Here is an 18,969-nt window from a genome sequence, read left to right on the forward strand (position 1 = left end):
AAGTGTGACAAGCCGGATTCCTCGTTGTGCTGTTGGTGTCTACGAGTTCGTTATTGATCGTGGATCATAGCACCCGGCCAGCGGCGGCGTCATGCGGCCGCCCGGGTTGGGCGGCCGGGTGTCAGCCGTTCTGTTCGATGCCCTGCACGTACCAGGGGGCGCCATCGCGCAGCTCGCGCATCAGGTGCCAGGTCTCGTTGAACTCGCTGTGCTCACCGTTCTCGTCGAGGATGCCGTGGAAGATCACCGTGGCCTCGGCCTGCTGCCCCACCTCCTGGACCATCCCCAGCTCGGCGAACAGGCGCACCACCTCGGTGCGGTTGTTGGCCGGCTGGCGGGCGCGCTCCTCGCGCAGCAGATTGTAGAGCTCCGGAGTGACGTACTCCTGAATGCCGGCGAAGTCGTTGTTGTCCCAGGCGCGCTGCAGGGTCATGAAGTGCTCCTTGGCACCGCCCAGGAAGCGCTCGCGGTCGAACCACTCAGGCTCACCGGCGAAGGCGCGGCCGAGCGGGGCGCCGCTGGCCTGGAAGGGCTGGGCGGTGGCGCCGCCGCGGGTTTCCTCGGCGCTCGGCGCGGGGCCACCCGCCACGGCCGGCCGCCGGCGTGCCAGCAGCCGGAAGAGCAGGAAGGCGATGCCGGCCACCACCAGGATATCCATCAGCCGCAGTTCATCGAAGGCGCCACCGAAGAACAGTGCGGCGAGCAACCCGCCGGCCAGCATCCCGCCCAGCATGCCGGGCATGCGCGATCCCGCGCGGCCCTGGGTGGCGCGGGTGCCGGTGGCCTGGTTCTGGGTCGCGGCCGGCTGCTGCTGCACGCTGCGCGACTGGGTGCCGAAGCTCTTGCCGCCGCCCAGGCGACGCGCCTCCGCGTCCTGCAGGGCCGGGCCCAGAGTGAATAAGCCTGCCACCAGCATGATCAGCAGGTGGCGGAAGAGCGAGGTATGAGCGAATCGTGTGGTCATGGGGTGTCGTCTTCGGTCAGGGGGAGGAAGAGTCGAGTCAGGCCATTCTAGCGGCTATGCTGGTGGCCTCCACTAAAATCGACAGCGTAGTGCCGACAACAGTAGTGCCGACAACAACAGGGAGTGAGAGCCATGCGCCTGAAACGAGAAGAGAGCCTGCTGCTGGTCGTCGATCTGCAGGCAGGGCTGCTGCCGGTCATCGAGCACGGCGACCAGGCGGTGAACGAGGCGGCCTGGCTGGGCGGCCTGGCCGAGTCCATCGAGGTACCGGTGTGGGTCACCGAGCAGTACCCCGAGGGGCTGGGCGGCAGCGAGCCGCGGCTGCTCGAGGCGCTGCCAGGGCACCGGCTGTGGCAGAAGTTGACCTTCGACGCCTGCGCCAACCCGGAGTTCGCCGCCACCCTTGCGGAAAGCGGCCGGCGCCAGGTGGTGCTGTGCGGCAGCGAGGCGCATATCTGCGTGATGCAGACCGGGCTCGGCCTGCTGGCGGCGGGCTACGAGGTCTACTGGCTCACCGAGGCCTGCGCCAGCCGCCGCGCGGCGGAGGCGCGCCTGGCCCGGGAGCGCATGGTGCAGGCAGGCGCGGTGGCGGTGAGCGCCGACATGGTGGCCTACGAGTGGCTGCACCGCTGCGACGACGAGCGCTTCAAGCAGGCCCACCGCCGTTTCCTCAAGGCTCGCGCCTCACGGCCGCTGGTGTTTGCATAGCCGCAATGCCTTGGAAGGCTTTCGGCCTCCATTCGCGCAGGATCTGCGCTCCCACCGGTAGCGTGGGAGCCCGATTTATCGGCGATGGCGGGAAACAACGACGATCGGGGCTCCCCTGCCGGCTCAGGCGGCACCCTCGGGGCGGGTGAAGACCAGGGTGTCGCCCTCGCTCATGGCGGCGTTGTAGGCGTAGCCGGCCACGTCGAACTCCTTCAGGCCCTCCGGGTCGTCCAGGCGTTGGCGGATCATCCATGCCGCCATCAGGCCGCGGGCCTTCTTGGCGTAGAAGCTGATGATCTTGAGCTTGCCGTTCTTCTCGTCCTTGAACACCGGGGTGACCACCCTCGCCTCGAGCTTCTTGGTATCGACCGCCTTGAAGTACTCGTTGGAGGCGAGGTTGACCAGCACCGGGCTGCCGCTGGCCGCGACGGCGCGATCGAGTTCGGCGGTGAGGGTCGCCTTCCAGAAGGCGTAGAGGTCCTTGCCCGCCGGGTTCTCGAGCCGGGTGCCCATCTCCAGGCGGTAGGGCTGGATCAGGTCCAGCGGGCGCAGCAGGCCGTAGAGGCCGGAGAGGATGCGCAGGTGCTCCCGGGCGAAGGCGTTGTCGCCGTCGTCAAAGGTGTCGGCCTCGAGACCCACGTAGACGTCACCCTGGAAGGCCTGGGCGGCGGGCTTGGCGTTCTGCGGGGTGAAGGGGGTGTGCCACTCGCCGTAGCGGGCGGCGTTGAGGGCGGCCAGCTTGTCGCTGATGCCCATCAGTTCGCCAAGTTGCTGGGGCGAATAGTCGCGCAGGATCTCGATCAGCTCGCGGCTCTGGTCGAGGAAGTCCGGCTGGGTGTGCAGGGCCGTGGTGGCCGGGGTCTCGAAGTCCAGCGTCTTGGCGGGCGAGATCACGCTCAGCATGGGGCGCTCCTGAATCCGGTGGGGTCGCGACGAGTATACCAAGGGCGCCCCGCCCGAGGGGCTATCGCGGTGATAGTCGCCAGGCGGAGCGTTGGCCTCAGGGGGCGGGGTTGGAGTGGCGGCGATGCACCTCCTCGATGGCCTCGAGTACCTCGCCGTCGAGGCGCAGGGACTCGCTTGCCAGGTTGCTTTCCAGCTGCGCCATGCTGGTGGCGCCGATGATATTGCTGGTCAGGAAGGGGCGCGAGTTGACGAAGGCCAGCGCCATCTGTGCGGGGTCGAGGCCGGCCTCCTGGGCGATCCTCACATACTCGGCGGTGGCGGCCTGGGCCTGGGGGTTGGTGTATCGCTGGAAGCGCTCGAACAGCGTCAGCCGGGCTCCTTCCGGGCGGGCGCCGTTGAGGTACTTGCCGGAGAGCATGCCGAAGGCCAGCGGCGAGTAGGCGAGCAGCCCCACCCGCTCGCGATGGGCGATCTCGGCCAGGCCCACCTCGAAGCTGCGGTTGAGCAGGTTGTAGGGATTCTGCACCGAGGCGACCCGGGGCAGGCCCTGGGACTCGGCCAGGTGAAGGGCACGCATCACGCCCCAGGGGGTGTCGTTGGACAGCCCGATGGCGCGCACCTTGCCGGCGTCCACCAGCTCCTTGAGTGCGGCCAGGGTCTCCTCCAGCGGAGTGGCGTCCTCCTCCTGGTCATGCACGTAACCGAGCTTGCCGAAGAAGTTGGCCTTCCGCTCTGGCCAGTGCAGCTGGTAGAGGTCGACGTAGTCGGTCTGCAGGCGCTCAAGGCTCTCGTCGATGGCCTGATGGAGGTGTGCGCGAGTCAACCGCGGGCCGCCGCGGATATGCTCGAGGCCGGGGCCGGCCGCCTTGGTGGCGATGATCACGTCGTCGCGGCTGCCACGGCGCTTGAGCCAGCTGCCGATATAGCTCTCGGTGCGGCCCTGGGTCTCCGCTCTGGGTGGCACCGGGTACATCTCGGCGGTGTCGATGAAGTTGATACCGAAGGCAACCGCGCGCTCGAGCTGCTCGTGGGCCTCGGCCTCGCTGTTCTGTTCGCCAAAGGTCATGGTGCCCAGACAGAGGCGGCTGACCTCGATGCCGGTATCGCCCAGCGGTCGCGTCTGCATCCTGGCGTCCTCACGGTTCGGGAAATGGAGTCGGCATGGTAGCCAGGCACTGACGGGGCGGCAATGCCCGGGGTTGAGTCCCTGCGGGGGCGGGCGTATGCTGGCCGCCCGTTATGCCCCGTGGACCGGGGTGGGCCAGATGTCAGACGCCGCGCACAGGGTGGTGCCGGGTGTCTTTTTCTCGCGATACAGGATTCGGTGGAAGGCCATGACACAGGCATCATCACTGTTCACACGGCTCGAGTACCGCCTGGCGGAGCAGCTCTTCCATACCCGCTGGTTGCCTCGTTCGCCGCGTACCCAGCGCCTGACCATGCATCTCTTTCAGCGCTGTGCCGACGCCGGCCATCCGGCGGCGCTCTCCACCTATGGGCACATGCTGTTCCACCGCGGCCTGTCACCCCAGGACAAGGCCCGCGGTGCACGCTATGTGCTCGAGGCGGCCCACGCTGGCGACTCTCGTGCCCAGTACCAGGCCGGGCAGATCTACGAGAATGGCTGCGCCCTCTATCCGCGCCGTGACGACCACGCCGTGACCTGGTACGCCCGCGCCGGCGAGGCGGGCCATCCGCTGGCTGCCCAGCGCCTGGCGCGCGCCTATCGTGAGGGCCAGCTGGGTCTGGCGGTGGATGCCGAACGTGCCGCCCACTGGCAGTGCCTGGCCGACCGCGCCGCTGGATTCGGCGAGGCGCTGGACAGCGTGGAAGACGAGACGCGACACTAGCCTGCGAGGTGCCGCTGCGGCGGCACTCTTCCTTTCGTGGCTGCCTCGAGGACCCTGCCCGCCGTGACGCTACCGACCCTGCTCGATATCGAGGCGTCCGGATTCGGGCGCGGCAGCTACCCCATCGAGGTGGGGCTGGCTCGCCCCGATGGCAGCAGCTGCGCCTTCCTGATCCAGCCCCTGGCCGAGTGGACCCACTGGGATCCCAAGGCCGAACTGCTTCACGGCATCAGCCGTGCACGCCTGCAGCGCGAGGGGTATCCGGTGCGCCAGGTGGCGCAGTGGCTCAATGACGAGCTCGGCGAGCTGAAGATCTGCTACAGCGACAGCTGGGGCTACGACAACACCTGGTTGTCGCTGCTCTTCCATCATGCCGGCATGCTGCCGGCCTTCCGCCTGGAGGCGCTGCGCAAGCTGCTCGGCGAGGGGCAGCTGGCGCTATGGAAGCCTACCAAGGAGGCGCTGATCGAGGAGCTGGGCATCCACCGGCATCGCGCCGGCGAGGATGCCCGGCTGCTGCAGCTCACCTACCAGCGTACTCGCGAACTGGCCGGCGAGGCCTGACTCAGCGCGCCAGGCGAGCTTCCAGCATGTCCAGCAGGTCGAGGGGGGCGCTGGCGTCGAACAGCTCGGCGCGGGTGCGGGCGTTGAGAAAGCCCTGTTCCACGGTGTTGTCGAGGAAGGCCAGCAGCGGCGCGTAGAAGCCCTCGCTGTCCAGCACGCCGATGGGCTTGTCGTGGAGCCCGAGATAGTGCCAGGTCCAGGCTTCGAAGAACTCCTCCAGGGTGCCGATCCCCCCGGGCAACATGATGAAGGCGTCGGCATGGGCCGCCATGCTGGCCTTGCGCTCGTGCATGTTGCGCACATGAATCAGCCGGGTCAGGCCGCGGTGGGCCTGCTCACGCTCCACCAGGTGGTCGGGCATCACCCCGATGACCTCTCCGCCGGCCTCCAGGGCGGCATCGGCCAGGGCGCCCATCATCCCGATGCGAGCGCCCCCATAGACCAGGGTGTGTCCACGGTGCGCCAGCGCCTCGCCCAGTCGTCGGGCGTCGGCCAGGTACTGCGGGTCACGGCCCTCCCGTGAGCCCAGAAAGACGCAGAATCTCGACATGCTCATCTCCTTGGCAAGAACGGTCATCCTGGCGCGCCTGGCGTATCGCCGCAACCTGAACCACAACGACGAGGGGCGCCATCAGGCGCCCCTCGTTACCGCGTGGCCCTGTTTCAGCGGGCGGCGTCGGCGTCGCGCTTGATGGCCTCGCGCAGCAGCTTGACGCCGACCACGGAGATGCCAAGCATGCTGATGATCAGGGCGAGGCTGGCAATGACTAAGACGCGCGGCATGCCCCGTACTTCTAATGCGGGGAAGGATGGCGCGGGCGGCGAAGGCGCTCTATAGTACTGGCTATATGAGCAGTAGTATGTGCTATGCAACGCCTCCAAGCTTTCAAATACGAACTGATGCCCAACGGGGAGCAGGTGCGCAAGATGCGCCAGTTCGCCGGCATGGCACGGTTTGTGTTCAATCGAGGGCTGGCGCTACAGCAAGAACGGTATGCGGCGGGTGAGAAGAAGCTGGGGTATGCGGCCCTGTGCAAAGAACTTACCGGCTGGCGTAACAGCGATGACACACCGTGGCTTAAGGATGGCCCGATCCACCCCCTCCAGCAGTCGCTGAAGGATCTGGAGCGCGCCTATGCCAACTTCTTCGCCAAGCGGGCCGATTTCCCGCGCTTCAAGAAGAAGGGGCTCCGCGACAGCTTTCGCTACCCTGATCCCAAGCAGATCAGGCTCGATCAGGGCAACCGTCGCCTCTATCTGCCCAAGCTGGGTTGGCTACGCTTTCGCAAGAGCCGTGAGGTGCTGGGGGCGGTCAAGAACGTCACCGTCAGCCAGTCGGCGGGCCGCTGGTTCGTCTCGATCCAGACAGAGCGGGACGTGTCGGTTCCATCGCCTAGCGGCGGCGCCGTGGGCATCGACATGGGCGTGGCACGATTCGCCACGCTCTCCGATGGCAGCCATCTGGCGCCGCTCAACAGCTTCAGAAAGCACCAGGCGGCGCTGCGCAAGGCGCAGCAGGCCATGAGTCGCAAGACCAAGTTCAGCAACAACTGGAAGAAAGCCAAGGCCCGCGTCCAGAAGATTCAGGCGCGCATCGCCAATGCCCGACGCGACTTCCTGCACAAGGCTTCTGCCACGATCAGCCAAAACCACGCGCTCGTGGTGCTGGAAGACCTGCAGGTAGGCAACATGTCGCTCTCGGCCAGAGGCAGTGTCGAGCAGCCCGGCCGCCACATTCGTCAGAAGTCCGGCCTCAACCGTTCGATCCTCGACCAAGGCTGGTACGAGTTCCGGCGCCAGCTCGACTACAAGTTGGCCTGGCGGGGGGCGCATTTGGTCGTCGTGCCACCGCACAACACCAGCCGCACCTGCCCCGAGTGCGGACATGTGGCGGCGGAGAATCGGCGCAGCCAGGCCCGCTTCGCCTGCGTCGAATGTGGCTATAAGGCCAATGCCGACCTCGTCGGCGCTATCAATGTGTTAAGGGCAGGGCATGCCCGGTTAGCCTGTGAAGTGAGTGGTGCTGTAAGGCCACCAGCAGCAGGAACCCGCGAAGCGACTCAGGGGCGGCTCAATGCCGCGCCTGAGCGCCGTAGGAATCCCCTTCCATTCCGCCGTAGGCGGCAGTTTCCTAAGAAGCTGAGGGAGGGGAGGACGTCAAATGGGTATCGACGTACATCGAGGGCTCCTTGTTGAGCGTCTTATGGTCAGGGGGTAGAGGGTAGGGAGTGCGCTGGGTACATCAGGGCAGGCAGTCGGCCACGCCATACTCGGCGTCCATCCAGCGGCCGATGACGTTGTCGCCGCACAGGTGGTGGGCGTACTGGGTGTGAAGGCAGCGCACCTGGTCCCAGTTGGCAATGCCGCCGATACCGCGCTCCGTGAGCACGCCATCATAGCCGAGCCGGATTACCTCAGCCTTTTGTGTCTCGCTCATGTGCCCCCAGCGTGCGGCGACATAGTCGCGGTGGCTGGCGTGGTAGGCGGCGAGCAGCTCGGGCTCTTCCTGCAGGCGGGCCTCGAGTCGCTTGATGGCGCCGTCGGCCTCGATGCGCGAGATCACCACCTTGAGGAGCTCGGAGCTCAGCCAGTAGAGGGTCGGGAAGGGCTTGCCATCGACGATCGGCGCCATGCGCAGCACCAGGGGAGTGCCCTCGCCATCGGTGGCGGCCACGGCCTCGATGCCGCGGGGGGCGCGGCCGAGCTGCTCGGTGATGATCGCCAGCTGGCTGGGGTCTGGTGGGTTATCGGTCTGGATCACCATCGTCGGGGTCCCGTAGAAACTTGTTGGACTCGCCAACGGCCAGGAAGAAGGCGCGATTGAGCTGCTCAGGGGTGGGCACGTAGCACCACTCCCGCTCGCAGTATTCCGCGGCCCGCGCCATCAGCACGTCATGGAGTCGATTGAACGGCGCATCATAATCGTAGGGGTCGGCGCCGAACAAGCGGATATGGGGATAGTCGGCGAAGCGCTCGATGAAGTAGCGCAGCAGCTGTGCCTCCATGGCGCGGTGGCGCTGGGTGTCCTCCGGGTCCAGCCAGAGGGTGTAGCGGATGGCCATGGCGGGCTCCTGTGGGTGCATGGCCCGGGCTTGCCCGGTCTCTCGTGGGACAGCGGCAGCGAGCGGTCGGCTCAGTCGCGGACCAGCGTCGCCAGGCGTGCGCCGGTCAGCCGGAGCAGGTCGGACGGGGCCAGGCGGATCTCGAGGCCGCGGCGTCCGCCGCTGACGTGGATCGCCGCCAGGGCCTCGGCGCTGGCATCCAGGAAGGTGGCCAGGCGGCGCTTCTGGCCCAGCGGGCTGATGCCGCCCACCACATAGCCGGTGGCTCGCTGGGCCTCCTCGGCCTCGGCCATCTGCGCCTTGCGGGCGCCGGCGACGCGCGCCAGGGCCTTGAGATCGAGCTTGCGTGATACCGGCACGATGGCCACTGCCAGGCGGCCGTCGTCGAGCCTGGCCAGCAGCGTCTTGAATACCTCGTCCGGCGACAGGCCCAGTGTCCGGGCGGCCTCCTCGCCGTAGGCGGGGCTGCGCGGGTCGTGCTCGTATTCGGCCAGGGCGAAGTCGACCCCGGCCTTCTCCAGCTGCTTGACGGCGGGAGTCATGCCTCGGCGGGCTCCTCGTGGAAGTGCGCCTCCAGGGCCTCGCGCAGCTCGCCCTCGATGGGGATGGCCTGCTTGGCCTCGTGGTCGAAGTGCACCATCACGGTGTGCCCCAGGTTGGTGAGCTGGCCGCCCTGGCGCGCCTCCTGGCTGACGGTGAAGGAGCTGTTGCCAAGTCGCGAGACGTAGGTGCGGATCTCGATCTCCTGGCCATACTGAAGCTCGGCGCGATAGTCGACCTCCATGCGGGCCATGATCAGCCGCCACTTGCGCGGGTCCAGGTCCGGAGTGAACAGCCGGAAGAGGTCGTTGCGGGCCAGCTCGAACCAGGCCGGCAGCCGGGTATTGTTGACGTGGCCCAGGGCATCGGTGTCGTAGAAGGCGGGCTCGATGGTGCGGGTAAACATGGGGGAATCCTTGTTGTGGTGTCTCCAGAACGAACAGCTTTGCCCCGAGCAAGCGCTCGGTCAAGTCCTCGCGGCCCGTCTTGCTCCCTGCCAGGCCTGGAGGCGGGTCCAGGCGGCGAGCCACAGGGTGGCCACGGCGAAGCCGGCCAGGGTGCCCAGCGCCAGCCCCAGGGTGGGGTAGGCGAAGGAGACGCACAGCGCATAGCAGAGCAGCGCGCCGAGCCCCATGGGGTAGTGCTTGATCACGGTGGCCACCGGGCCGGGGCCATGGGTCAGGTGGAGGATCACCAGGAAGGGATACATGGTGACCGGGAAGGCGGCCATCACCCCGGCCCAGGCGGCCGGCAGCACATGGGCCAGGCCGGTGATCACGAAGATGATCACCGCGGCGAGCAGGGCGCGCACCATCAGGGCAGCCCAGGAGAAGCGCCCGGCGGGGCGGGCCGCGCTCTCCGGTACGCGGCGGTAGAGCCAGGTGAACAGGGCAATGGCGGCCAGGGTGGTGAGGGTGCCGGTGAAGCGGTCGAACTCCACCCGGGTCAGCACCAGGCTTACCGCCAGGAAGGCGGCGAGCCCGGCGGCGGTGCCGGCCGCTACGCCGGGTAGCCCGGGACGGCGCCCGGCCAGCAGGTAGCCGCCGCCCAGCGCCAGGGTGGCGGTGAAGCCGGCCAGGGTGTGCACGGCGCTCTCGGCGGCGAAGCCCGGCGATAGCTCCAGGCCGATGAAAAACAGGGCGATGGCGGTGCCCAGCGGATAACCCGCCAGCAGTCCGGCAACGCGGGGACTGACACGCACGGCGATGGCACCGAGGCCCAGCACCATGCCGATCGAGACCGCAAGCTTGGCCAGTTGCCAGCTCAGGGGAACTTCCATCTTGTTTTCCTTATCCTTGTGAGGCGGTTGTTGTCATGGAGCTTGTCGCACCTTCGTCGAGTGCCTGGCCACCAGGCCCGCGAGCTTCAGGCTCAGGAAGCGTGGCTTGAGACGCTAGATCAGTCGCAGTCCCTGGCGGTCGCGCCAGGCGGCGGGCAGGGCGTCTGCCAACGGCTCGCGCAGGTGGGCCGGCAGCGCCGATGTCGCTGCCTCCAGGGAGTCGAAGTCGCGGTTGCGCAGCCAGCAGTAGGCCCAGGCGCAGGCCTCGTCGCCGTCACGGGGCTGGGGCCGGGCGGGCATCTGCACCAGCAGGAAGGTGACGGTCCGCGCGGCCCACAGCGGGATCTCGTCGCCACTCTTCGCCTCGCTCCAGGCCGTCAGGGTGGCGGCGTCGGGGGTGGCTTCCGGCTGGCCGATGCGTACCACCCGGGCGGTCTCGGCGAGCAGCAGGGCGAGGCGTTGCGGGGCATCCTGGCCCAGTTCACGCCATTGCGCCACCAGTCGCGGCATGCCGCGGCGCACCTTGGCATAGAAGTCGTCCTGGGGCATGGTCGAGGTCATGGGATTTTCCTGGCCGTCGAAAAGGAGTGAGCGCATGGCGTTCGATTTTGCCACGCCGGTGGAGCGTCGGCACCCGTCCGGTAACTGGCCATCACAGAAGTGGCATCGCTACGGTGACGGGGTACTGCCGCTATGGGTGGCCGACATGGACTTCGTTTCGCCCCCGGCGGTGCGTGAGGCGCTGCGCGCCCGGGTCGACCACGGTGTCTTCGGCTATGGCCTGGTGCCCGATTCGCTGCGTGAGACGCTATGCAGCTGGAGCCGCGAGCACTACTGCTGGGAGATCGCCCCCGAGTGGCAGCAGTGGCTGCCCGGGGTTGTGCCGGCGTTGCACCTGGCCAGCATGGCGCTGACGGAACCCGGTGATGGGGTGCTGACGGTAACGCCCATCTACCCGCCCTTCCTCAAGGTGGCCGAGCGTACCGGGCGCACGCCTCAGCAGGCGAGCATGCGCGAGCCAGCGGCGCCGGGCCAGCCCTGGCGCCTCGACCTCGAGGCCCTGGAGGCGGCGATCACTCCGCGCACCCGTCTGCTGCTGTGGTGTCACCCCCACAATCCCACCGGGCGGGTCTGGGATCACGACGAGCTGGCTGGACTGGCCGAGCTGGTGGAGCGCCACGATCTCCTCGTGGTCTCCGACGAGCTGCACTGCGATTTGCTGCTTGACGATGGCGCTCGCCACGTGCCGCTGGCGGCGGCCTTCCCGACGCTGGTCGAGCGTACCATCACGCTGTGGGCGCCCTCCAAGACCTTCAATCTGGCCGGGCTTACCACCGCCTGCGCGGTGATTCCCGACCCCCGGTTGCGACGGCGCTTTGCAGCGGCGGAAAAGGGGCTGACGCCGGATGGCAACGTGCTGGGGCTGGTGGCCGCAGAGGCCGCCTATGCTCAGGGGGACCCCTGGCGACAGGTGCTGCTCGAGGTGCTGCGTGACCACCGCCGCAGCCTGGTCGAGCGAGTGGCGCGCTGGCCCGGGGTGTCCATGAGCGCCCCGGAATCCACCTACCTGGCCTGGCTCGACCTGCGCGAGGTGGGGCTTGGCGAGTCACCCCAGCAAACGCTGCTGGAGCGCGCCGGGGTGGCCCTCTCCGATGGCGCCGACTTCGGCCACCCCGGCTTTGCCCGGCTCAACTTCGGCACCACCGCCACCCAGCTGGAAGAAGCCCTGTCGCGGCTGGATGGGGTGCTGGCTCAGTAGAGCATGGCGAACAGCTTGCGGCGGTAGCTCACCGTCAGCGGGTGGTCGGCGCCCAGGGCATCGAAGACCCGCAGCAGGGTCTTGCGTGCGGCGTCATCGCCATAGGCGCGGTCGGCTTTCATCAGCGCCAGCAGCCCCTCGAGACCCGGCTCATAGTCGCCATCGGCGACTCGGCGCAGGGCGCGCAGGTACTGCGCCTCGCTGTCGTCGCGCTTACCCAGGGCGGCCAGCTCCTCGGCGGAGGGGGCTTCCTCGCCGAACTCGATGCTGGCGCGCACGCCGCGGGCCGGGGCAGCATCGCGCTCTTCTGGCGGCAGGTTGTCGAGCACGCTGCGAGCCTCCTCGCCGCGCCCCTCGGCCACCAGGGTGCGGGCCAGCTCCACCTGGTAGGGCGTGTGGTCCGGGTATTGCTGGCTGAGTTCCTGATAGATGGCTCGGGCGGTAGCGGCATCCCCGGCAGCCAGCGCCTCGGCGGCCTGGTCCTCGGGGCTCGCCGGGGCGTCTTCCGGTGCAGGGAAGTAACGGCCCAGCCACTCGCGGATCTCCTTCTCGGGCAGCGCGCCCTGGAAGTGGTCGACCAGGCCGCCCTGGCTGACCAGCTTGACGTCGGGCACCGAGCGCACGCCCAGCTGCGCGGCGATCTCCTGGTTCTCGTCGATGTTGAGCTTGGCCAGGAGGAAGGCGCCCTGGTATTCGCGGGCCAGCTTTTCCAGTACCGGCATCAGGTTCTTGCAGGGGCCGCACCAGGGGGCCCAGCAGTCGAGCAGTACCGGCACCTGCATGGAGAGCTCCAGCACCTGCTGGATGTTGCTGGCGTCGACGTCGATGATGACCTTGGGGGCCTCGCCCGCCTCGGCCTGGGCAGGTTGCGACTGAGCCTCCTGCGGGGCACTGGTGTCGGCAGTGAGCGGTTCACCGGTACGCGGATCGACGATGGACATGGTTGGGCTTCCCGAAAACGAATGGATTTGCCTACGAGATGCGGGTGAAGGCTGGCGGATTCAAGGGGGCAGGCTCGTGCAGCGCGGATCGCGGTTCTGAAACGGGAGGGAACCGATGGCCTTCGGGGTACGAGCAAGAAAGAAGCCGACCCCCGGAGGAATCGGCTTCTTCGATATTTGGTAGCGGGGACCGCTGGTTCTGAAACGAGAGGGAACCGATGGCCTTCGGGGTATGAGCAAGAAAGAGCCGACTCCCGTAGGAATCGGCTTTCTTCGATATTTGGTAGCGGGGACCGGATTTGAACCGATGACCTTCGGGTTATGAGCCCGACGAGCTACCAGACTGCTCCACCCCGCATCAACGTGTGGCGTATTCTACACGGGATTCGCCTTTAGTCAAGCGTAGCCCTCAAACGCTCGTCCATCACGCCCTCTCTGGGCCATACTGTCCTTGGGTTGTCATAAAGATGACAGCTTGATCTAGAACAATGTGCAGTTCGGCCGGCAGGGCCGGAGCACAGTGTCATCATCATCAGGGAGGTATACATGGCCAATTCATCACGCGTCGCCTGGGTCACCGGTGGTACCGGCGGCATCGGTAGTGCGATCTGCCGTTCACTGGCCGCCGAGGGCTACAAGGTAGTGGCCGGCTATCATAACCCGGAGAAGGCCAAGGCCTGGCTCGAGGAGCAGAAGGCTGCAGGCTTTGACAATATTGATATTGCCGGGGTCGACCTGGTCGATTACGACGCTTGCGTGAAGGGCGTCAAGGAGATCGAGGAGAAGCACGGACCGATCGCCGTGCTGGTCAACTGTGCCGGTATCACCCGTGATGGCACCATGAAGAAGATGAGCCCCGAGCAGTGGCACGAGGTCATCGACACCAACCTGAACAGTGTCTTCAACACCTGCCGCAGCGTGATCGAGAGCATGCTCGAGCAGCAGTACGGCCGGATCATCAACATCTCCTCGATCAACGGCCGCAAGGGCCAGTTCGGGCAGGTAAACTACGCAGCCGCCAAGGCGGGCATGCACGGCCTGACCATGTCCCTGGCCCAGGAGACTGCTACCAAGGGCATTACCGTCAACACCGTGTCGCCGGGCTATATCGCCACCGACATGATCATGAACATTCCCGAGAAGGTGCGCGAGTCGATCCGTGAAACCATCCCGGTGAAGCGCTACGGCAAGCCCGAGGAGATCGGTCGCCTGGTGGCCTATCTGGCCGACGAGGAGTCCGGTTTCATCACCGGCGCCAATATCGATATCAACGGCGGCCAGTTCATGGGCTGACGCGGGCTGCCACCTGCCTCTAGGCAGGATAGCGCCACACAGGAGCGCGAGGGAGACCTCGCGCTCCTGTTTCGTTCAGGGGGGTGGGAGGCGCGACAGCCGCTCCAGCATATGGTCCAGTTCCCCGACCTCGCGCTCCCATATTGCCGGCGGCACGGGGCCGATGGCCAGCAACTCGGCGAGCACGCCGCGTACCTCCTCGGCCCGGGACGACTCACGCCCCAGGTTGTCGTTGAGCCGTTCGACCTGTATCGCCAGGCGCAGCGGCTCGTCGCGCTGGCTGACGCTCCCCACGGCCAGCAACGAGAGGTGCACCCTCACGCGTGCGAGGCGCTCCTCGACCGTGTCGGCGGATGTGGTTTCCTGTCGAGCGGCGTTGCGCCGAGCGTGGGCGCGGCTCATGTCGTCGCCCAATGTGAGCGCCTTCGGGAGTGCTACCTCGCGTGCCTCGCCGCCCTCGAGTCGTGCGGCATCTGCCTCGAGGTGTTCCTCGAGCAGCGTACGCACGGCCTGCCACTCCTCCACCTGCTTGGCCACCGCCAGGCGCTCCAGGCGCTCTCGCCGGGCACGCACGATGCCGGACCAGCGCCGCCGCATGCCCTCGCTGCGGCGTCCCCCGGGGAGTGGCTCCAGCGCGGCGGCCTCGTCGATGGCCCTGGCCAGCTGCGCTGCATCGGCCGGCTGGGCAGGTTGCCAGCTATCCATGCGGTCGATGAGCGCCTGCATGGCGTCCATTCGTTCCCTGGCTCGGCGAACGCGGTCGTCCCGGGCCGCCTCGCGGCTGGCGAAGATGGTGTCGCACAGGCCGCGGAATTCGCGCCACAGCGCCTGTTCCTCGCCCTTGGGGGCTCGACCCAGCTCCCGCCAGCGACGCTGCAGCGCCTTGGCCTGCTCGGCGCGCCGGGTGGCCGGGCTCTCATCTCCTGGCAGCTGGCGGGCCTCCTCGATCAGTTCGCGCTTGGCCTCGGCGATCTCCCGGGCGCGCTGATCGATCAGCGCCTGGAGGCGGTGGCGGATTACGCCGAAACGTCGTCCGACGGCTTCTGCCTGTTCGCGTGGGACCGGCGAGGCCCGGCGCCACTGGTCTCGGGCTCGGTCACGGATCTCGCGCAAGGCGTCGGGGTCGGCTTGCTGGGCGGGGTGGTCGAGGAGTGTCTCGAGCTGTTCGCACAGGGCGATACGCGTCGCCAGGTTGTTATCGCGCTCGGCGTCGAGGCGCGCCCGCCAGGCCGCCAGGCGTTCGTGAATGCGGTTCGAGGCGGCGCGGAAGCGCGCCGACTGTTCACGGTTGGCAGCGGCATCGCCCAGTGACTTCCACTCCTTGACCAGCTGGCGGTGGCGGCGATCCAGAGCGCCCTCCACGCTGGCCTCGTCGTCGGCCAGGGCCTCGATGCCGGCGACCAGCTGTTCACGTTTGGGGCCGGCCACGAATCCACGCCAGTCGCGCAGCTCTGCCAGCCGGGCACCAAGGCGTTTGAAACGTGCCTCCAGGGGGCGGAAGCGGGTGGCATCGATGCGTTCGGCAAGCTGGCGCAGGTGCTGGTAAAGGCGGCTGGCCGGCTTGAAGGCGCCGCGCTCCAGCAGGCGCTCGAGCTCATCGAGCTGCTCCTCGAAATGCTCTGCGAGCCCCTCGGCGCTGGCCGACGTGGTCGCCGGGCTGTTCTCGAGCCGCTGGCGTGTCCTGAGAAGCAGTGGCGTGGGCGCCAGGTCGCCGGGCCAGTCGATCGCCGTGAGCAATCCCTGGAGACGCTCCTTGTCGTCATCCTCGAGGGCCCGCTCCAGTTCACCGGCGCGCTGGGTGAGGCGCACCCAGGCGCCGCCGATCGCCTCGAAGCGGCCCAGGGCAGCGTCGTAACGCCGGCGCAGCGTTTCATCGGTGACATGGTGGTCGGCGAGTTCCTGCCAGCGGTGGGCCAGCAGTCGCTTCTGGGCGCGCAGGCTGTCGATATCCTGGGCCCCCAGCGTCTCGCTGCGCTCGAGTGCCTCGAGGCTCTCTTCCAGCGCCTCCACCAGGCTCTCGCTGGCCTGCTGGGCGTCCTCGCGGTGGCGATGGGCGGCGGCATTGGCGCGCTGTTGCGCCTCGTGATCCTCGACCACCTTGCGACAGCGCAGACAGGCGTCGTGATAGCGGCGTTCCAGGCTTGCGTCGGGGGTATCCTCGAGCTGCTGCCATTCGCGCATCAGGTGACGCAGGCGTCCGGCATAGAGCGGCTCCCAGGGGGCGCCGGCGTGGCGCTCCAGGGCCTGCACCAGCGACTCTCGACGCTCCCGGGCGGCGGCCAGCTCGGCGGCGTCGGCGCGGCGGCGGTTGAGACGCTCGCGGGCCTGGCGCATGACCTGGCGGTCGCGCTTCGCCTCGCGCACCAGCCGTGACAGGCCAGCGTCGCTGTCGACCCTGGCCGCCGCGGCATGGCGTACCGCGGCGATGCCGTTGTCACAGGCCTGTCGCACCAGGGCCGCCTCGTCCTGCAAACGCTCGATCGCCGCCAGGCGCAGCTGCTGGTTGTCGCCCTCGAGGGCGATTGCCTCGAGCAGCGCGGTATCGCTGAGTCGACCGACCATGGCGACCCGGGCGGAAAGCTCCAGCTGTCCCTCCTTGCCGCAGACGAGTGCCGTCAGGCGGCGTTCGAGTTCCGGGGAGCGCGCCTCGTCATCGAGCAGGGCGATCAGTCCCTCGGGGTCCTCGAGCCGTGCGAGCGCTGCAGTGCGCACGGCCGGGTCGGTGTCCGCTGCCAGTCGCTCCAGGGCGCGACGATGATCGTCGCGGGCGGGGTCAAGGCGCGCGATGGCCTGGCGACGCACGCCAGGGTCGGGGTGCTGCCAGCGGGGGGCGAAGAGGCGGCGGAAGAGTCCGGACATTGGGTATCCTGGCGTGGGCGGCATTGTGTGCCGGGGCACTCCCGCCCGTATCGTTATTGGTCAATCCTGTGATGGCTATCTAAGCATGCGTCGCGGCTGGGGAAAAGTCCGTGTCCGGGGCGGTCCTGTGGCTATACGGCGACACTGACAGGTGGTGCTCGTCGCGCGTATGATGGAGTTGCAGGGGAGGTGCGAGTCGCTTAGCTTTGACTCTACTCCCATCACAGCGACCTGGAGTTCGGCAATGAGCCTCAAACTGGACAGGGAAAGCGCAGCCTTCACTTTCAAGGGAGGCATGCTGCCGATGACGGTCATGGAACTGGCCAGTGCCGATCCCGAGCAGATTCGCGATCAGCTCGCCGGCAAGCTCAGTCAGTCGCCGGCCTTCTTCCAGCACACCCCGGTAGTGCTCAGCGTGGAGAAGCTCGACGAGCCTCACCTGGCCCTCGAACGCATCTGTGCGGTGTGTCGTGGCCACAAGCTGTTGCCCGTGGCCGTGCGTGGCGGTGCCGACCCGGTCAAGCAGTCGGCGTGGGCCCTGGGCCTGGGCTGGTTTCCGCCCCAGGAGAGTGGCCGGGCGCGCCCCCTGGAGAGCGTTGCCGCCGGTGAGGCACCAGTTGCCGACGAGTCGGTCGACCTGGGGGTGCCGCCAGGCGTCGCCAGCGGCGGGCGTATCTTCCGCGGCACGGTGCGCTCCGGGCAGCAGATCACCTCGCCCAGCGGTGACCTGGTGGTGGTCGGTGCCGTCAATGCCGGCGCCGAGGTGCTCGCCGCGGGTAGCGTGCACGTCTATGGCGCGCTGCGCGGCCGCGCCCTGGCCGGAATCCATGGTGACCCCCAGGCCAGTATCTTCTGCCGTGAGCTCCATGCCGAGCTGCTTTCGGTGGCCGGCAACTACAAGCGCCTCGAGGACATCGACCGACGGTTGCTGGGAACTCCAGTGCAGGTTCGCCTCGACGGGGATCAGCTGGGCATTACCTCGCTCGCCTGAGCGGCATGCCCGTCGATAGCCCGATCCATTTCAACGACACGACAGGAAGCGACTCTTGGCCAAGATCATCGTTGTGACCTCCGGCAAGGGAGGCGTCGGCAAGACAACCAGTGCGGCAGCCATTGCCACTGGCCTGGCACTGCGCGGCAACAAGACCGTGGTCATCGACTTCGACGTAGGGCTGCGCAATCTGGACCTGATCATGGGCTGCGAGCGCCGCGTGGTCTACGATCTGGTGAACGTCATCCAGGGAGAGGCGGGGCTGAGTCAGGCGCTGATCCGCGACAAGCGCGTGGACAACCTGCATATCCTCCCGGCCTCCCAGACCCGCGACAAGGATGCCCTGACCCTGGAGGGGGTCGAGAAGGTACTCGATACCCTGAGCAAGGATTTCGACTACATCCTCTGCGATTCTCCTGCAGGCATCGAGCGTGGCGCCCAGTTGGCGATGTACTTTGCCGACGAGGCGATCGTGGTCACCAATCCCGAGGTCTCCTCGGTGCGTGACTCCGACCGCATCCTCGGCCTGCTGGCCTCCAAGACCCGGCGCGCCGAGCGCGGCGAGGATGAGATCAAGCAGCACCTGCTGATCACCCGTTACAACGCCATGCGGGTCGACACCGGCGACATGCTCAACCTCGAGGATATCCGCGAGATCCTGGCCATCGACCTGATCGGCCTGATTCCGGAGTCCGAGGCGGTGCTGCGTGCCTCCAACCAGGGGGTGCCGGTGACCCACGACAACGATAGCGATGCCGGCCAGGCCTACGCCGACACCGTGTCGCGTCTGCTCGGCGAGGAGGTGCCCCTGCGCTTCCACGAGTACCAGAAGAAGAGTCTGCTGAGCCGCATGTTCGGAGGAGGTCGTCGTTGAAACTGCTTGAATTCCTGAAGCGAGAACGCAAGAAGTCCGCGTCGGTCGCCAAGGAGCGGCTGCAGATCATCGTGGCACACCAGCGCAGCCAGCGCGGGCAGCCCGATTACATGCCGATGCTCGAGCGCGAGCTGCTGGAGGTGATCCGTCGCTACGTCCAGGTGGACGACGATGCCATCAACATCAGCCTCGACAGCGAGGACAACTGCTCCGTGCTGGAGCTCAACGTGACCCTGCCCAAGGGCTCGCCGGGCTGAGCCAGCGCCCCTGATGCCTGGAAGCCGTGATAGCCCTGGGGGCCGAGCCAGGCTGGCTGAGCGCACCGCGGGGCTGTGCTAGGCTGTGGCCTCCATGCTGAATCGCCGGAGAGACCTTGCCC

Annotated in this window: 21 protein-coding genes and 1 tRNA gene; 9 read left to right on the plus strand and 13 right to left on the minus strand. The window is 67.5% G+C overall.

The window, feature by feature from the left end:
• Nucleotides 1-121 precede the first annotated feature (121 nt).
• Entirely contained in the window at nt 122-964 is an 843-nt protein-coding gene (locus GRB96_RS00660; protein ID WP_161429978.1) for a Tim44 domain-containing protein, read from the minus strand.
• A 132-nt stretch (nt 965-1,096) separates the two neighbouring features.
• Here GRB96_RS00660 and GRB96_RS00665 point away from each other — a divergent pair, with 132 nt between their 5' ends.
• A complete protein-coding gene (locus tag GRB96_RS00665; protein ID WP_161429979.1) occupies nt 1,097-1,672 on the plus strand; it encodes an isochorismatase family protein in 576 nt (191 codons plus the stop codon).
• Between the two features lie 123 nt (nt 1,673-1,795).
• Here the strand turns inward: GRB96_RS00665 and yaaA are convergent, their stop codons facing one another.
• Nucleotides 1,796-2,575 carry a peroxide stress protein YaaA gene (yaaA, locus tag GRB96_RS00670; RefSeq protein ID WP_161429980.1) on the minus strand — a complete coding sequence of 260 codons (780 nt, stop codon included), beginning with the start codon at nt 2,573-2,575 and terminating at the stop codon, nt 1,796-1,798.
• A gap of 97 nt (nt 2,576-2,672) precedes the next feature.
• Nucleotides 2,673-3,704 carry an NADP(H)-dependent aldo-keto reductase gene (locus tag GRB96_RS00675; protein ID WP_161429981.1) on the minus strand — a complete coding sequence of 344 codons (1,032 nt, stop codon included), beginning with the start codon at nt 3,702-3,704 and terminating at the stop codon, nt 2,673-2,675.
• A 208-nt stretch (nt 3,705-3,912) separates the two neighbouring features.
• Between GRB96_RS00675 and GRB96_RS00680 the strand changes: the two genes are divergently transcribed.
• Together GRB96_RS00680 and GRB96_RS00685 are read left to right on the plus strand one after the other, a co-directional pair.
• Nucleotides 3,913-4,428 (plus strand): tetratricopeptide repeat protein, encoded by a 516-nt coding sequence (locus GRB96_RS00680; protein WP_161429982.1) that lies wholly within the window; start codon nt 3,913-3,915, stop codon nt 4,426-4,428.
• A 63-nt stretch (nt 4,429-4,491) separates the two neighbouring features.
• On the plus strand, nt 4,492-4,992 hold the full coding sequence (locus GRB96_RS00685) for a hypothetical protein (RefSeq protein WP_161429983.1): 501 nt from the start codon (nt 4,492-4,494) through the stop codon (nt 4,990-4,992).
• A gap of 1 nt (nt 4,993) precedes the next feature.
• Here the strand turns inward: GRB96_RS00685 and GRB96_RS00690 are convergent, their stop codons facing one another.
• A complete protein-coding gene (locus GRB96_RS00690) occupies nt 4,994-5,542 on the minus strand; it encodes an LOG family protein (RefSeq protein ID WP_161429984.1) in 549 nt (182 codons plus the stop codon).
• Nucleotides 5,543-5,859: 317 nt separating this feature from the next.
• Between GRB96_RS00690 and GRB96_RS00695 the strand changes: the two genes are divergently transcribed.
• On the plus strand, nt 5,860-7,188 hold the full coding sequence (locus GRB96_RS00695) for an RNA-guided endonuclease InsQ/TnpB family protein (protein ID WP_205743460.1): 1,329 nt from the start codon (nt 5,860-5,862) through the stop codon (nt 7,186-7,188).
• A gap of 46 nt (nt 7,189-7,234) precedes the next feature.
• Here the strand turns inward: GRB96_RS00695 and GRB96_RS00700 are convergent, their stop codons facing one another.
• From GRB96_RS00700 to GRB96_RS00725, 6 genes are all read right to left on the minus strand, one after another.
• Nucleotides 7,235-7,756 (minus strand): DUF501 domain-containing protein, encoded by a 522-nt coding sequence (locus GRB96_RS00700; RefSeq protein WP_161429985.1) that lies wholly within the window; start codon nt 7,754-7,756, stop codon nt 7,235-7,237.
• Nucleotides 7,737-8,054, minus strand: coding sequence for a hypothetical protein (locus GRB96_RS00705; RefSeq protein WP_161429986.1), 318 nt, complete (start codon nt 8,052-8,054; stop codon nt 7,737-7,739). Before GRB96_RS00705 ends, GRB96_RS00700 begins: the two co-directional genes overlap by 20 nt.
• 71 nt (nt 8,055-8,125) lie before the next feature.
• Nucleotides 8,126-8,596 (minus strand): Cys-tRNA(Pro) deacylase, encoded by a 471-nt coding sequence (ybaK, locus tag GRB96_RS00710; protein ID WP_161429987.1) that lies wholly within the window; start codon nt 8,594-8,596, stop codon nt 8,126-8,128.
• Complete coding sequence (locus GRB96_RS00715; RefSeq protein WP_161429988.1) at nt 8,593-9,000, minus strand: acyl-CoA thioesterase; 408 nt, start codon at nt 8,998-9,000, stop codon at nt 8,593-8,595. Before GRB96_RS00715 ends, ybaK begins: the two co-directional genes overlap by 4 nt.
• A 60-nt stretch (nt 9,001-9,060) precedes the next feature.
• Nucleotides 9,061-9,873 (minus strand): hypothetical protein, encoded by an 813-nt coding sequence (locus GRB96_RS00720; protein ID WP_161429989.1) that lies wholly within the window; start codon nt 9,871-9,873, stop codon nt 9,061-9,063.
• Between the two features lie 114 nt (nt 9,874-9,987).
• On the minus strand, nt 9,988-10,422 hold the full coding sequence (locus GRB96_RS00725; RefSeq protein WP_161432950.1) for a hypothetical protein: 435 nt from the start codon (nt 10,420-10,422) through the stop codon (nt 9,988-9,990).
• 46 nt (nt 10,423-10,468) lie between these two features.
• On the opposite strand from GRB96_RS00725, the gene GRB96_RS00730 reads away from it, so the two are divergent.
• The gene (locus tag GRB96_RS00730; protein ID WP_161429990.1) at nt 10,469-11,632 is read left to right on the plus strand and encodes a MalY/PatB family protein; all 1,164 of its coding nucleotides are present in this window, start codon (nt 10,469-10,471) and stop codon (nt 11,630-11,632) included.
• On the opposite strand, the gene GRB96_RS00735 is transcribed toward GRB96_RS00730, so the two are convergent.
• On the minus strand, nt 11,626-12,573 hold the full coding sequence (locus GRB96_RS00735) for a tetratricopeptide repeat protein (RefSeq protein ID WP_161429991.1): 948 nt from the start codon (nt 12,571-12,573) through the stop codon (nt 11,626-11,628). The two genes, GRB96_RS00730 and GRB96_RS00735, sit on opposite strands and share 7 nt — an antisense overlap.
• A 281-nt stretch (nt 12,574-12,854) precedes the next feature.
• Nucleotides 12,855-12,931 (minus strand) — tRNA-Met (locus GRB96_RS00740).
• A 188-nt stretch (nt 12,932-13,119) separates the two neighbouring features.
• Between GRB96_RS00740 and phbB the strand changes: the two genes are divergently transcribed.
• Nucleotides 13,120-13,866: an acetoacetyl-CoA reductase gene (gene phbB, locus GRB96_RS00745; RefSeq protein WP_161429992.1), complete on the plus strand. Its 747-nt coding sequence runs from the start codon at nt 13,120-13,122 to the stop codon at nt 13,864-13,866.
• A gap of 75 nt (nt 13,867-13,941) precedes the next feature.
• Here the strand turns inward: phbB and GRB96_RS00750 are convergent, their stop codons facing one another.
• Nucleotides 13,942-16,725 (minus strand): DUF349 domain-containing protein, encoded by a 2,784-nt coding sequence (locus GRB96_RS00750; RefSeq protein ID WP_161429993.1) that lies wholly within the window; start codon nt 16,723-16,725, stop codon nt 13,942-13,944.
• A gap of 244 nt (nt 16,726-16,969) precedes the next feature.
• Here GRB96_RS00750 and minC point away from each other — a divergent pair, with 244 nt between their 5' ends.
• From minC to minE, 3 genes are read left to right on the plus strand one after another with little or no spacing between them, the layout of a single operon-like run.
• On the plus strand, nt 16,970-17,716 hold the full coding sequence (gene minC, locus GRB96_RS00755) for a septum site-determining protein MinC (protein WP_161429994.1): 747 nt from the start codon (nt 16,970-16,972) through the stop codon (nt 17,714-17,716).
• 55 nt (nt 17,717-17,771) lie between these two features.
• The gene (gene minD, locus GRB96_RS00760) at nt 17,772-18,590 is read left to right on the plus strand and encodes a septum site-determining protein MinD (RefSeq protein ID WP_161429995.1); all 819 of its coding nucleotides are present in this window, start codon (nt 17,772-17,774) and stop codon (nt 18,588-18,590) included.
• A complete protein-coding gene (minE, locus tag GRB96_RS00765) occupies nt 18,587-18,847 on the plus strand; it encodes a cell division topological specificity factor MinE (protein ID WP_161429996.1) in 261 nt (86 codons plus the stop codon). The genes minD and minE overlap by 4 nt, the downstream gene beginning before the upstream one ends.
• Nucleotides 18,848-18,969: the final 122 nt, after the last annotated feature.

The sequence above is a fragment of the Halomonas alimentaria genome, assembly GCF_009902005.1.
Classification (GTDB): domain Bacteria; phylum Pseudomonadota; class Gammaproteobacteria; order Pseudomonadales; family Halomonadaceae; genus Halomonas; species Halomonas alimentaria.